Source organism: Bacteroides sp. AF29-11 (genome assembly GCF_003602895.1).
Lineage (GTDB): Bacteria > Bacteroidota > Bacteroidia > Bacteroidales > Bacteroidaceae > Bacteroides > Bacteroides uniformis.
In genome coordinates, this window is the sequence record NZ_QTLY01000002.1 from 46,853 (window position 1) to 60,146 (window position 13,294).

The following is a 13,294-nucleotide window of genomic DNA, read 5'->3' on the forward strand; positions in this document are numbered from 1 at the left end:
TGGCATTCCGGATGCCGGAGTGTGGCGTTTCAGCCGGGTTGCTGCTTCGGCCTTTTCTGCGACGGCGGTTGTTGCGGCGAGGTCCAGGAACGGGTCGTCTCGTTCCAGAAGGCATTGTTATCCGGTCGGGGCGGCGCGTCGTCGGGGATGGGGCAGCCCAGGTAGGTGCGCTTGCCGTCCACCAGTTGCTCGTAGCGATGGGGGTCGGGAGGGGCGGCGGCCTGCCGGTGGGTGTCCAGGGTGCAGAGGGCTTCGTGCAGGGTGCGTGAGGTCCGGCTTCCGGCACTGACGTAGTTGACGAAATATCCTTGCACATCGCTCATGTCCAGTAAGTTGCCTCCTTTGCCGTAGGCTTCAACATGTTGCTTGAATATCTTCACCGCTTCCCGGATGTGGCGTTTCAGCAGGCATCCGTAGCCGCTTTTCATGCAGGCGATGTCCAGCCAGGAGCTTTCGCGGACAAGGTCGTCCGCCATTTCGCGCCACGGCCGCACGGGGTGTCCCGGGCTTTGTGACTGGTCGCCATTGTTGCCGCCGTTGCCATCGTCGTCTCCGTTGCCGTCGCAGGCGGTCTGCGCTCCTCCGGACGTTGCCGGTGGCACTCCTCCGGCATCCGACGGTCGAAGAGACCTATCGGCAGCAGCGGCAGTTTCTTCTTCTGTTGCTGATGCTGCTGTTGTTTTTATATAATTATTTATATTCTCTTTATTATTTTTCTCTGCTGTTTTTGGCAATTTGCTGTTTTCCAGTGTATTGCTTGTTTTTGGGAGTTGTTTTTCGGCGTTTTCCCTCGGTGTTTTTTGCCGTTTTTCGTCATTTTTTGCCTTGGAATACGGCTCTGCCTCCCCCTTTTTTGCCGTTTTTTCGTCATTTTTGCGTGGGGGATTCAGCTCTTTCGGTGTGAAATATCCGTCTTCCTCCAGTTCGAAAAGTCCGTATTCCCGGATAATTTTCAGGAGGTAGGCAAGTGTTATTTTCTTCCCGTCGCAATGGGGACGGAGGTATTCTTGTCGTGCGCGAGGTTCGGGCAGCATTCCCAGCTTTTCGATGATGACCCAATAGGCACCTAGTCCTCTCAAGCCTTCTTTTTCTGTCAGTTGTTGCATTCTGGGGTCGTACATGGCCATCAGGGGATGTTGTAAATAGAAATTTCTTTTCATTATGGTGTTTTTTGCAAGGGAAAGTATTGCGCAAAGCGAGGTTGCTTGTTGTTGCGACGGCGTTTTTCGTAGCGTTTTCTCTTTGTTTTATGATGCAAAGGTAGGGATAATAAAATAGTGTTGCAGTCCGAACGGGTACGGTCTGCACGCATGTTTTTTATTGACAAACAGTGGTTTACGGCTTCCCAACCATTGGAAACCGTACTTGTCCTAAAAAATGCAAATAAAAGGTCTTTTTATTCTTTTTCCTGCTCGGCGACTTGTTTTATCTTTCTTATCCGGTTCTCTATGGGGATGAGTTCCTTGCTTTCTCTGAAGCTGGCTTTCCGGTCGCTCTTGAAAACGTTGCGGATTACTTTCTTGACGGTTTCGGCTATAACCAGTCTCTTTTCCGAATGTTTGGTGGTTCCTTCATAGCTCCAGAATTTCTTACCATCCAGCGTGATGGTCACTCTGATTTTTTTCCATGATTGTCATTGATTTTTCGTTTGTACTTAAAAAATGATGCGAAGGTATGAAAAAAACAAGAAGGGGATGAAGTGTTATAGGAATAAATGTTGTACATTTGTTTCATGGTGAATCAAGAAAAAAACTTATCTGTTGAAACTTTGCGTGGTATCGCTATTCTATTGGTAGTGGTGGGGCATGTCATCGGTTCCGGCCCCGGTGGGGGCATGAAGATTGATTTTCCACATCCGTTGCGCTATCTTTATGTGTGGATAGATTATATTCAGATGCCGCTGTTTACGGCTATTGCCGGCTGGGCTTATGCGTTGAAGCCTTTCTCCGCATCTTCCGGTTTTGGAAGTTTCGTCCGGAAGAAAGCTTTGCGTCTGCTGGTGCCGATGGCGGCGGTGGGCACGTTGTATTTTCTGGTACAGTATCTGATGCCGGGCACTAATAATAAAGGGGAGCTTAGCCAAATGTGGCGCATTTATGTATTCCCTTATACCATGTATTGGTATCTGCCGTCGTTGTTCTTGATTTTTGTAGTGCAATGGTGGATGGACAGCCGGAAGTGGATGGACACTCCGGGCAAGTGGGCTGTTTGTTGCATTGTGGCGCTGATTTTCAGTAGGATAAATGATGTATGGATTCTGCATGAGGTTCCCGACCTGTTCAGTTTCAAGGGTGCTTTGGGGCAGTTGCCCTATTTCTTTGTCGGTGTGGCTTCCTGCCGTTTTGCTGTGTCGCTCTGCAGTCGTCCGGCTGTCAGGCGTGTCTTGCTTGCCGTGGCGCTATGGGGGATTGTCTTGATACAGATAGTGTGGTTCTATCCCGGTAAATACGCCTCTTTGAGCATGCTGCTTTATCCCGTGACGTTGATTCCCACCTTGTTCCTGCTGCTGGCATCGAAGTGGCACAACCGTTTTTTTGTCTGGATAGGCGGCTATGCGTACAGTATTTATCTTTTTCATGGTTTCGGTACTTCCGGTGGGCGGATTATACTGAAAATGATGGGGATTGATGCGATTGTCCCCATATTGCTGTCTGCAACTTTTATTGCAACAATCGGGCCGGTATTAGTAGACAAACTGTTTAACTGTTCCAAAATGCTGCAAATGCTATTTCTTGGAAGGAGATAATGCTCTCAGTCTGTTGCGCACCCTTATCATAAAACGCCGTAGCCACGGGCATGTTTCTCCCGACTTCAGATTATAGTATAGTGATTTGGACTCATAAATCATCCGGAAAGTTTCTGTACAAAGTACCGGTTTCTTGGTCAGGCGGTTGATTTCCACAGCCTGCGGCATAGAGCTTTCTACAAACAGCATGTAGTCGGTGGATGAACCGTATTCTTTGGCTTTGAAGGAGGCGTGGCAATTCGCCCGTTGGCGTGCAGCCATATCCGGCAGGTCCAGCATGACAAGCTTATTGTATTTCACATGGTTCTTCCGGAGCCAGGCTTCCGTCTCCGGACGGTATTTCTCCAAGCGTGAAGTGACCAGTGTGCCAATGGTGACTTTGGGAATGAATAGCGGAGGAGCGTTCAGCAGGAAATGACGGTACTTCTCGCCGTCATCGTTCTCTTCCGGAGTGGGGTCTGCGCAAAGCACGCCGTCGATGTCCATGCATGATTTTTGCAGGATGGAGTGGTTCATTATGTTCCACTGGAAGAAACGGGGATAATCGACTATTTCGAAAAAATAATCAACAGAATGAGTGTGTAGTGGAACTGCATAAATGGCACAGTATTTGATGTTGTATAAATGTTCTATGTCCTTCAGGAGCTCGCGGCATTTCTTCACAGCTTTTCCCGTGGCTATGCTGTCGTCCACAACCAGTACTTTGTGTATGTGGGTCATGTTGAAAGTTTTCCCCCGTTCTCCGGTCTGATAGATATGCCCGTTGCGGAAAGAGTCTATGTCCGTGACCGGCAGGTTCAGGTAGAGTGCCAGCAGATTGGCGGGAAACATGCCACTGCGGGGCACACCGACAATGAGGTCGAAATCCCGTGGCAGAATGCTGAGATGTTGCAGGATGCAATGGTTCAAGTCGTCTATGTTACGATAGTTCATGTAGTTTTCTTCTTTAGGAATGAGTCGATTATTTCATAGATTTTCTTCACGCTATGCCCCCAACTGTGGGTCTCGGCAAAGGCTATGCGCTGTTTGGCCAGTTCTTTGTCGTCAGCTTCGGTCACAGCACGGTCTATGGCCGCAAGCCATTCCTCCGGGTTGATGGCCAGATGCGTGTGACCTGCGAATATGTTGCGCATGGTGTGGGTACTGGTTGCGACAGTGGGTTTACCCATAGCCAGATATTCGTCTATTTTCAACGGATAGTTGCCGTCGGTAATCTCGTTCACCATTTGCGGATTGATGCAGACATCGTAGGCAGCTATGTAGGCCGGTAATTCGTCCACTTTTTTTTGTCCGGTGAAATAGGCATTTTTCAAACTATGGATACGGTCCCGACGGAAAATGTCATCTTCCGGGCCGGTGAACACAAAACTATAATCGGGACGCTGACTTATTATCTGATAAAGCAGTTCTCCGTCAAGGCGGGTACTGTTTATCGTACCCATATATCCGATGATAGGATGTGGAATATTTTGTACATCATCGGGCGTTTCATACTCTTTGGCAGGATTGTATAGCGTCAGGTTTACTCCGGTTTCGATGGGGTAGGTATGCGGGTTGTAGGCTTGCAGTTCTGCAGCAAAGCGGGTGGAGTTTGCCAGAACAAGGTCGGCCGAAGCAGCCAGTTCCGGTTCAAGGCGGGTGCCGTGTCTGCGCCAGTAGGCCTCGCCTATGATGTAGTCGCGCCGATAATAGATGCTGACAGCCGGGTGGATATACTCCTTCAGATAGCGGCTGCGGTAAATGTCTGTATCAATGAGGTGAATGTAATTCTTGAAGCCGAGCGCGGTGGCCTGCTCTACAATCCATCGGGCTATGCGGGCATTGTTTTTTCTGTTGACGATATTGAAAAGCGATGCGGGCAGGAAATTGGCCGAGAGCACGGTGAAAGGACAGTCCAGTACCCACATGTTGGCGTTGATTTGCCGGAGTGGTGAAGCCTCTCCTTTGATGACGTCCATACGCCGGATGTAGGATGGAGATTGTTTGTTCCCTCTCAGCCGGATGGAAATGTCCATCGGAGTGTTTATGTAGAGCACCCGGTTCTGCTTTGAAATTTCCAATGCAGTATTCTTGATGGTACTACCTATTTCGATGTCCCATGTTTGCAGGCTGGTGATGATGAAGTCTCTCATGATGTTTGCCGATTACTGGTGAATACTGTGATATATCTTTACATATTCTTCTGCAGTGTGTTTCCAGGAGAACAGTTTTACACGTTCCAGACTGTAATTTACTTGTTGCTGATAGAATGTTGCATCATTCTCCAGACGTAGCAAGGCATCTGCTATTTTTTGCGGTTCTTGAGGGTCGACTAAAATGGCACCTTTACCGGCAACTTCGGGCATTGCCGAAACGTTGCTCGTCACTACAGGAGTGCCGCAAGCCATAGCCTCCAGTATCGGAATCCCGAAACTTTCACGCAAGGAAGGATAGAGAAATGCAAATGCTGCATTATAAAGGGTTGCTAAATCTTTGTTGCCGATATATCCCGGATAATACAGATGTTCTTTTATCCCGGTGATTCCTTCTTGCTGAAGAAGCTGGTCGATATATTCTTCTTTTAAATCGGCAATGAGAAGGGGGCGTTTCGTTTGGGATGCTTTCAGATACAACGCGTATGCTTTCAGGGTACGTGCCGCATTCTTTTTGGGGTCTGTATTTCCAAGAAAGAAAAGAAAGTCTGGGTGCGGTATGTATTTCTGCACAATACTCTCATCGGGTGTTTCCTGCATCGTAAAGTAAGCGCTGTAGCCGTTGTAAACGGCTTTAATGACTTCTTTGGGAAGTTGCAGCGCTTCGCGTATGCGGGTACACTCGAACTGAGAAACTGTAATAATATTTCTTGCTTTCTTCAGGATGCGGGGAACAATCAGGCGACGGTAATGCCATCCCATTTCCTGATAGAAGGAAGGACTGCGATGCTGACGCGGCTCCAAATAGATAATGTCATGAAGCGTCAGCACCAAAGGGACGGGACACCATAACGGGGCTGTATTCGATGTACAATGCAGCAAGTCCGCTTTCAGTTTCCTGACGGCCTGGGGCAATGCTATCTGCTCCCACAAAGGATAAGTAGGGCAGCGAAGCTCAATGATATGGAGGTTTTCCGATTCTTCCAGGCACCAGTCCTCCCCCGGAGCAACGAATACGTAATATTCATTACCGTCTTTCCGCTTTTGCAGTTCTTTCAGTGTCTCCAGGATGACAAAGTCCATGCCATGCTTGTCTTTGCGGAAAATGCGTTGGGCTTCGATGGCGATTCTCATTTTGCTGCCTTTCTTTTCTTTTTCCGTTTAAAGATTCTTGTGATGTGGCTCATGGAAGAGGTGACTACCAATATGGGCAGAGACCAGAAAGCGCTCCGGAATTTGCGGCTGATTTCCCCTTCGGGCATGGCCATCAAAAAAGTGATGAATAAAACGGCTAAAAGTGCATACCATTTTGTAGCAAGCGGCCACTCCAGAAACGTCATTGCCACGGCACATATCGTGATATATAAGATGAGCAGGAAACGGGATGGAAGTAGCCATTGGAATAATTTTTCGCATAAATCCCACTTTCCTTGTAAGAATGCTATCGGAAATTGTTGCAATGCCAGTATGGAGCTGCGATACTGTGAGCCCAACCAGCGCTGGCGTTCTTTGCTGTACCCCGATGTATCGTCCGTCTTTTTGCAATAGCAGACTATTTCTTCCATGTATTCGGTATATATGTTTTCCTTCAGAAGTTCCATTTCTGTAGCTTTGGCCAAATCGCTTCCTGATAATCTGGGAGCGATCTCCTGGAACATCTCAAAATCAAACATCATGCCCGAACCGATGAGGGCGGAGGAGAATCCCAGTGCCGTATGTGCCTTGCGGAAGAGGTGGTTGTTGATTTCTTCGCTGGTGGCGTTTAATACGGCGATGTTGGTATTCAGGTTTTCCGTCATGCGGTGGGCTTGGATGGCATCACATCCGGAGTAGTAGGCGTTGTTGAAAAGCTCCAATGCGTTAGGAACAACTTTGTTGTCTGAATTGAATATGGTGATGGCATCGTACTCATGAGGAGAATAACGCTCCATAACCTGCTGTATGGCATATATCTTTGTGCAATGCTCTTTATCGGGCACGACAATGTTGACCGGCATCTGGAGCAGCGTAACCAAGTCTTCTTCCGATAGCTGTGTAGCCGCCACTGCGATGTCGTATTTTTCTTTGGGATACGTCTGCGTATCAAGGAAATGATTGATTGACTCTATCACTTCCTTGCCGTTTTTCAACACAACAAAGAGGACCAGGAAACGATGTTGTTTGGGGGACGGTGGATAGGGATTCTTGTATTTCCGCAAGGAGGCCAATGCATAGATAAACAAGTAGGCTACGGGGATGGCCAGCAATAAGAAAAGAACCGCGTCTGTCATTTGCAAGGCATTGTTGTTCTCGTCCATCCACCAGTCGGGATTGAATATGGAAAAAATGTCGTTCATATATGTTTTCTATTTAATATTTTCTATTTCTTTTTCATTTTTTGTTGGGTCAGCAGTTGGTCGATATGCTCCCCGTTAATCAGGACTGACAAAAATAAAATGATTATAAGTCCTGTAGGGAATTGAAAGAAAAAGGCATTTCCATAGGCACTTATCATTAGTCCGAAAATGCCGCAAGCAATGGCCGTGAGTATTCCACGTAGCTCGTTATTCTTAATCCGAAACATGATAAGATAGCAACCTCTTAACAATGCACTGACATATATGGTAAGAAAAAGCACTAATCCTACAATGCCGGTTTCCATCCATATCTTGACATAAAAAGAATCGTGGGGAATGAGTGTTGTGAGACGGGAGCCATATTTTCTGGCTTCTACCCCTCCCAAACCGAGACCTTCTCCGAAAGGTCTGTATTTTAGATATTCAGCCAATCTTTTTTGGTTTTCTTTGCGGACATTGTAAGAGGCATCTTTTGTAGGTCTGAAAGCTGTACGCATGCGTCTGACGGAAGAGTTACTTTCACCGATATAGGTATGGGCAAAAAAGACATAAAAAAATAAGCCGAATATGACTGTAGCTCCCATGAGCTTGATATTTTTACTGAGAAAAGTTAACAATATGATTCCTCCAATGGGGACAAACAGCGCACCGCGGGTTCCGGAAATGAACAAGGCATATATGGAACAAATGGCAATAATTGTATAATAGAGTCTTATGGAGCGTTCTTTCACGAAGATGGCGGAAATACCGAACAGAATGGCAGCAAAACCCATGTTGGAACCGAAATTTCCAGCATCTGTGAAAAAGGAAAAATATCGGGTGACATCGGATAAAAGGTGTGTCTTGTACATTTCCGTTTCAATCAGCATGGTTGTTTCTGTCTCATCAAAACCTACATATTTTTGGTAAACAGCTTTGGCTACGGCTGTCAATGTGAATATGGACAGAAAAAGCATAATGATGCGCAATCGCTTATAGGAGGTCATTGTTAAAACGCCAATTAATGACATGACAAGGGTGCTGTATATGATTCCACGAGAGTAAATCCAAGCTTCCGTGAGAGCTGTTGGGTTTATGATTTCAGCCGCAGTATATATGGCCCATATGCAACCTCCAAACGTCAGAATATTTTTGGCGTATTTCCATGCAATCTTACCTTGTTGATGATAGGAATATATCAGAAGTGTCACAAGCAGGGTGACGGTTGCAACATCATACCAGACACTCAACCCACTACCTTGCGTGTATCTGTACCAGGGAATAAAAAAGTAATTGAATGTGAATAGGAAACATACACCGACAAAAGGGTTTCTTAATGCTTGTATTGCCGTTATCAGGAAGAAAGGGGAAAGACAAACGTATGCAATGATATCCCAAGTACTGAATAATATGCTATAGATAAGAGTGCCCAACCCGATGATGAACACTAATAATGTTACCGCTAAGGGAGATATGTTATTTCCTTTGATACCCATTTGCATTTACTTTACGGCCGCAGATTTTGATGTTAATCCTAATTGTGCCAACCGGCTGAAGAAGCTGTGAACCGGAGTATGAGGAGGTAATTCCCCAGTAAAGCTTTCAACCACTTCGCGGTCTGCATTGTTGAGATACATAAATAGAGGAGTTTCTTCCAATTCTTCCTTTAACGGTTTCAACCGAGTGTCGTCATCTCTGCCCCATAATCGGGCAGCGTTGGCTATCAGCAAATTGAAATCTGCTTTTTTCAATACCGGCATAGGTAAAGTGGCGGTACTGACAGCAGGATATTCCACTAAAATAATGTCCGGTATTTCTTCTGCTTCATTTAAAGCCCAGAAGTCAGACAATTCTTGAGCTTGTACATATCCCTTGTTTTGGGTGTCGAAATCGTGGTCGTATTTTACAAGGCGCACTTTCATACCCTCAGTTTCCCAATAATCAATGAAATATTTGGCAAGGAATGATTTTCCTTCACGTTTCTCCATACTGAGCAGGTTTATAACAGTAGGACGGTCCGGGTGCAGGTAGTTATTGAATTGTCGGCAACTGTAGGCAGCGGCAAGTCGGTTACAAGCTTTGAGGAATCCACGATACTTCAAGTTGCTTATACCATTGAATGCTGCAATTACAGATAATCCGGACAGACGTTTGCTGCGATCCGGGTCACGGAGGGTGCGGTCTAACAATTCAATCAGCAGGAAGTAACCGCTTATGAATATTAAACTGCCGAAGAATGCGGCAAGGACGTAGATAATCCTTTTTCTGCCGTTGTCTGTCAGCGGATACTCAGGTGATGCTATGACTTGCAGATTGGCAGTTGTCATCTTGATATTCTGTAAACGGAGGTGTGCTTCGGCAAGGCCTGCTATTTGTCGGCGGTAATTGTCTTCGGCAATGCCCACGGCACGCTCTTTTCGTTTGATTTGAGTACCTACGGGTGAGAATTCCCGGTATTGGTCGATAATGTCCCGTTGGCGGTCAACCAATACTTTTACTTCGGCTTTGGCTTTCGCCTCATTGATGCATGCCGTCAGCCATTCTGTTACCATTTCTCGAATACCTACACCCTCTTTGGAGAAACCATATTCATTTAAGTTATCGGAGAGATGGCTTATTTTTTCTTCCGCCTTTTGCAGGGCGTCTTTTTCTTTTTGAAGTTTACTACTGTTCTGCTGACTTTGCTCTGTGGTGAAAATTTCCTGTTCGAGAATGCTTTGGTTCAAGGTACTGACTTTTTCCAGCTCTTGTAATAAATTTGTATTTGTACGTATAATCTTGGCACGTATATCCATTTTATTCTCTAACATTTGGCGCAAGGCAACTGCACTTCCATAGTTTCGTTGGACTGCTTCCATGCGGTCGTCTGTCGAATATTTGGTCAGAGCCAATGCTTTGGATTGTTCGTCATAGTTGATGACTTGTTTCTGAACGCTATAGTCTGTCAAATCATCTTCTTCTGCAGTAAGTGCTTTTTTGGCTATGCGCACTTGCTCTTCAAAATAGGCGATGGCACTGTTCGTGGCACTGAACCGGAGTTGCTCATAAGCCTTTAACAGTTCATCTTCCAATATCTTGAGCGTATTTTGTGTAATGCCGGGATCGGAAGAGGTGTATACTAATTCTATCAGGTCGCTGGTACCCAACCGTTTGATGGTAATTGAATTTAATGCGTTATAGCTATAAAACGGATAAGGGCGGTTGAATATGGAATAGACAAAATTGCTACTGTTCTCCTTTCTGTAATTCATTAAATTAGTTACGGTTTTATCCAAAGAGGAACGGTCTACCAAAGCCAATACTTCTTTTGGAAGGATTTGGACAAGTTGTCTGTAATGTTTGGCTTGAATGTACATATTGTCTTTCCATTCATCACCGTGTACAAGATTGGTTGCAAGCAGTCGAACGGAAACCTTTGCCAAAGTGTTTTTGGACTTGCCAATATTAATGATATTGTCGAAAGTACTGTTGATGTTGATAAGCTGGCTTCCATCCAAATTGGTACTATTGGTTACGCCTGCATATAAACTACTGTTTACCGTATAACTGTATGGTAAAAATTGGGTAAAGTATATGACCAATGCCGTAACAAGAAGACTTCCCCACAATAACCAATAACGGATGCGGTAAAAGAAGCTTGCCAAAAATTGTACTATATTCATAATTAGTTTACTTGTCTGTTATAACTTTTACATTAGTCAACATTTCCAATAATACAATTGAATTGTGTAAAGCTACACGACTCTGCTCATACGTGGTCACGGCACCGGTGCGGCGCGCACGCTCTAAAGAAAGTGCAATGATGTCGATGGCTCCTTGTATGAAATTGTTTTCAGATATTTTCATTTGTGCATTATACAAGGCAGCCGTTTCTGCTTTGGCTTTGATGGTGGCTAATTGTTCGGTAACTGCATTGTAGGCTTCCAAGACCTTTAGTCTCCGTTCTTCCATGACATCTTCTTGTACATATTGCAATTGTTCTATCTGGTAGCGATAATCTTTCAGTTTCAACGGACGGTTGAATAGATCACCCAGGCTGACACCGAAGCTGGCCCCGACATTGAAGTTGTGCTGGGCACTCGACATGGTTGTCTGGTACATAGGGGTGAACTCGTCACTGGCATTGCCTATGATATTGTAGCGTCCGTAAGAATAGTTACCGTTCAGTCTGAAGTAGTTCCACCAACTCCTTTTTTCCAGGCGATATTGGTTCTTGACTTGCTCTACTTGGGACTGTGCTCTTTTTACTGACGCATTCTCTGTCACTGCATCAAGAAAGACCGATAGAGGAGGAAGCTCTAATTTTTCAATTTCTATAGATGCCTTCGGACTGATTAATCCTAATGTGTTGACTTCTATTTTTTTATCCTCCATCTTGAGTTGCTCCAATATCTTGATGCGCTCCTCCCGTGTCAACTCCTGCTGCGCAGCCACAGACAAAGGTACCCCCAACAATCCTAGGAGGATTACACTGTAAATGATGGACTTGATATATCTTTTTATCATCTCTAAAGCCATATAATTCCTGTTATCTTTATTTTTATACATTCTCTTTCTGCACAAACGCTGTCAGCGTCTTGCACAGTATCTTCATGTCCAGCCAGAATGAAAATTCTTTGGCGTACTTAATGTCCAGTTGCTTGCGCTCTTCGGCCGACATCTTCCCGGCACCGCCTCGTTTCTCCACTTGCCACAGTCCCGTCAGTCCGGCGGGGGCCATGAAGCGCTCGATATATGCGTCGCTGGTCAGCAGCTCGGCCTCGTAGAGGGGGAGCGGGCGATTGCCCACGATGCTCATGTCTCCTTTGAGGACGTTGAACAGCTGCGGCAGTTCGTCAATGCTGTACTTGCGGATGAAACGGCCTACGCGGGTGACGCGGGGATCGTTCTCTATCTTGACGAACGTATTCTGTTTTTCTTGGGCCTTCTTTTTGAGGAAATCTTCTTCGGAGATGACGAAATCGTCCGAAATCAGCAGGGTAGCCTCCTCTTCGGAAGTGCCGGTCAGGTCGTCGAAGCGAATATCAGGCTGCTCGTCCGTAAGCTCTTCTTCCATCTTGTATTGGTTGAGTGCATTCAGCTCCTTCAGGCGCTTGTCTGCATTGGTGTACATGGAGCGGAACTTCAGGAAGTTGAATATCTGGTAGTTGCTGCCTACGCGCTGGGACTTGTAAATCACTTTTCCCTTGCTTTCCATGCGGATGGCTATGGCTGTCACAATGAATATCGGAGACAGTGCAATCAGTACGGCAACGGCAAAAAGGATGTCGAAGATACGCTTCCACACAGGCAGGTGGAAGGTGTTGAATATCTTACGGTGTGACTGGCTGAATTCCTGCAACTTATGCTCCTTGCGCAGTTGGAGGAATTTTGTCATTTGTTGCAGATTCCCCTCATGGGTCGTAGGGGAGAGGGTGTTATTGACACCTGCCTGCAGATAGAGCTTGCGGTTTTCCTTCTGCAGCTCCTCGGTGACAAGGATGATGTAGACGCGTGGGAAACGCTTGTGCAGGAAAGTGATGTTTTCACAGTCTTTTTGAGGGTCGCTTTGTTCGTAAAGGATAGATGTGTTATATCGTTCGCGGATGCCGTCGATGACTTTCGTTGCCTTGTTGCAGGATGAAACAGCCATGAACATGCCTCCCGTAACTTTACTTAAGTGGTCGATAGTGGTGCGGTTGCTGCCTATGTAGATATAATATAACATATCCATTGATTTTGTTGTTTAGAGGAATTTCTTGATGCGGGCTTTCAGTTCCATAGGATTGAAAGGTTTCAGTATGAAATCCTCGGCTCCGGCTTCGAGCAGGTTGATGCGCTCGGTGGTACTTTCCTCACTGGAAAGCATCACAACCGGAATGTCCTTGAAAAGTGAATTGCCTTTCAGATATGCCAGGAATTCACTGCCGGTCATCTTGGGCATGCGTATGTCCGAAATGATGAGAGCGGGCTCGTTCCCTTCATTCAGCCATTCTATGGCCCTGACGGGATCTTCGAAATAAACCAGCTCATTCTCTTTCCCTAAATAGACCGAGAGTACCTTGCCTATGGCAGGTTTGTCATCTACAAATAATATTTGTTTCATTGTTTATGATAGTTGT

The 13,294-nt window shown here is 45.9% G+C and carries 12 protein-coding genes; 1 reads left to right on the forward strand and 11 read right to left on the reverse strand.

The annotated features are described in order from the left end of the window. Window positions 1-29 precede the first annotated feature (29 nt). A complete protein-coding gene (locus DWZ03_RS02900; protein ID WP_120128750.1) occupies window positions 30-1,160 on the reverse strand; it encodes a DUF4373 domain-containing protein in 1,131 nt (376 codons plus the stop codon). A 236-nt stretch (window positions 1,161-1,396) separates the two neighbouring features. Further along, the gene (locus DWZ03_RS02905; RefSeq protein WP_057089600.1) at window positions 1,397-1,612 is read right to left on the reverse strand and encodes a hypothetical protein; all 216 of its coding nucleotides are present in this window, start codon (window positions 1,610-1,612) and stop codon (window positions 1,397-1,399) included. Between the two features lie 120 nt (window positions 1,613-1,732). On the opposite strand from DWZ03_RS02905, the gene DWZ03_RS02910 reads away from it, so the two are divergent. Next, complete coding sequence (locus tag DWZ03_RS02910; protein ID WP_229122430.1) at window positions 1,733-2,746, forward strand: acyltransferase family protein; 1,014 nt, start codon at window positions 1,733-1,735, stop codon at window positions 2,744-2,746. Here the strand turns inward: DWZ03_RS02910 and DWZ03_RS02915 are convergent. From DWZ03_RS02915 to DWZ03_RS02955, 9 genes are read right to left on the reverse strand one after another with little or no spacing between them, the layout of a single operon-like run. Further along, on the reverse strand, window positions 2,726-3,679 hold the full coding sequence (locus tag DWZ03_RS02915; protein WP_117601354.1) for a phosphoribosyltransferase: 954 nt from the start codon (window positions 3,677-3,679) through the stop codon (window positions 2,726-2,728). The genes DWZ03_RS02910 and DWZ03_RS02915 overlap by 21 nt on opposite strands. Beyond that, window positions 3,676-4,878, reverse strand: coding sequence for a glycosyltransferase (locus DWZ03_RS02920; RefSeq protein ID WP_120128753.1), 1,203 nt, complete (start codon window positions 4,876-4,878; stop codon window positions 3,676-3,678). The genes DWZ03_RS02915 and DWZ03_RS02920 overlap by 4 nt, the downstream gene beginning before the upstream one ends. Before the next feature lie 12 nt (window positions 4,879-4,890). Beyond that, a complete protein-coding gene (locus DWZ03_RS02925) occupies window positions 4,891-6,012 on the reverse strand; it encodes a glycosyltransferase family 4 protein (RefSeq protein WP_120128756.1) in 1,122 nt (373 codons plus the stop codon). Further along, window positions 6,009-7,214: a glycosyltransferase family 2 protein gene (locus DWZ03_RS02930; RefSeq protein ID WP_057089596.1), complete on the reverse strand. Its 1,206-nt coding sequence runs from the start codon at window positions 7,212-7,214 to the stop codon at window positions 6,009-6,011. The genes DWZ03_RS02925 and DWZ03_RS02930 overlap by 4 nt, the downstream gene beginning before the upstream one ends. Window positions 7,215-7,237: 23 nt before the next feature. Then, window positions 7,238-8,695, reverse strand: a complete 1,458-nt coding sequence (locus DWZ03_RS02935) for an O-antigen ligase family protein (protein ID WP_120128758.1) — start codon at window positions 8,693-8,695, stop codon at window positions 7,238-7,240. Then, a complete protein-coding gene (locus DWZ03_RS02940) occupies window positions 8,696-10,855 on the reverse strand; it encodes a GumC family protein (protein WP_120128761.1) in 2,160 nt (719 codons plus the stop codon). Window positions 10,856-10,862: 7 nt separating this feature from the next. Further along, complete coding sequence (locus DWZ03_RS02945; protein ID WP_165859849.1) at window positions 10,863-11,699, reverse strand: TolC family protein; 837 nt, start codon at window positions 11,697-11,699, stop codon at window positions 10,863-10,865. A gap of 34 nt (window positions 11,700-11,733) precedes the next feature. Next, window positions 11,734-12,900 carry a sugar transferase gene (locus DWZ03_RS02950; protein ID WP_117749761.1) on the reverse strand — a complete coding sequence of 389 codons (1,167 nt, stop codon included), beginning with the start codon at window positions 12,898-12,900 and terminating at the stop codon, window positions 11,734-11,736. An 18-nt stretch (window positions 12,901-12,918) separates the two neighbouring features. After that, window positions 12,919-13,278 carry a PleD family two-component system response regulator gene (locus tag DWZ03_RS02955; RefSeq protein WP_005837322.1) on the reverse strand — a complete coding sequence of 120 codons (360 nt, stop codon included), beginning with the start codon at window positions 13,276-13,278 and terminating at the stop codon, window positions 12,919-12,921. Window positions 13,279-13,294: the final 16 nt, after the last annotated feature.

Coding starts and splice junctions, on each gene's coding strand:
- DWZ03_RS02915 (WP_117601354.1), bottom strand. CDS start 3,679: ATGAACTATCGTAACATAGACGACTTGAACCATTGCATCCTGCAACAT.
- DWZ03_RS02900 (WP_120128750.1), bottom strand. CDS start 1,160: ATGAAAAGAAATTTCTATTTACAACATCCCCTGATGGCCATGTACGAC.
- DWZ03_RS02955 (WP_005837322.1), bottom strand. CDS start 13,278: ATGAAACAAATATTATTTGTAGATGACAAACCTGCCATAGGCAAGGTA.
- DWZ03_RS02920 (WP_120128753.1), bottom strand. CDS start 4,878: ATGAGAGACTTCATCATCACCAGCCTGCAAACATGGGACATCGAAATA.
- DWZ03_RS02945 (WP_165859849.1), bottom strand. CDS start 11,699: ATGATAAAAAGATATATCAAGTCCATCATTTACAGTGTAATCCTCCTA.
- DWZ03_RS02925 (WP_120128756.1), bottom strand. CDS start 6,012: ATGAGAATCGCCATCGAAGCCCAACGCATTTTCCGCAAAGACAAGCAT.
- DWZ03_RS02935 (WP_120128758.1), bottom strand. CDS start 8,695: ATGCAAATGGGTATCAAAGGAAATAACATATCTCCCTTAGCGGTAACA.
- DWZ03_RS02930 (WP_057089596.1), bottom strand. CDS start 7,214: ATGAACGACATTTTTTCCATATTCAATCCCGACTGGTGGATGGACGAG.
- DWZ03_RS02950 (WP_117749761.1), bottom strand. CDS start 12,900: ATGTTATATTATATCTACATAGGCAGCAACCGCACCACTATCGACCAC.
- DWZ03_RS02940 (WP_120128761.1), bottom strand. CDS start 10,855: ATGAATATAGTACAATTTTTGGCAAGCTTCTTTTACCGCATCCGTTAT.
- DWZ03_RS02910 (WP_229122430.1), top strand. CDS start 1,733: ATGGTGAATCAAGAAAAAAACTTATCTGTTGAAACTTTGCGTGGTATC.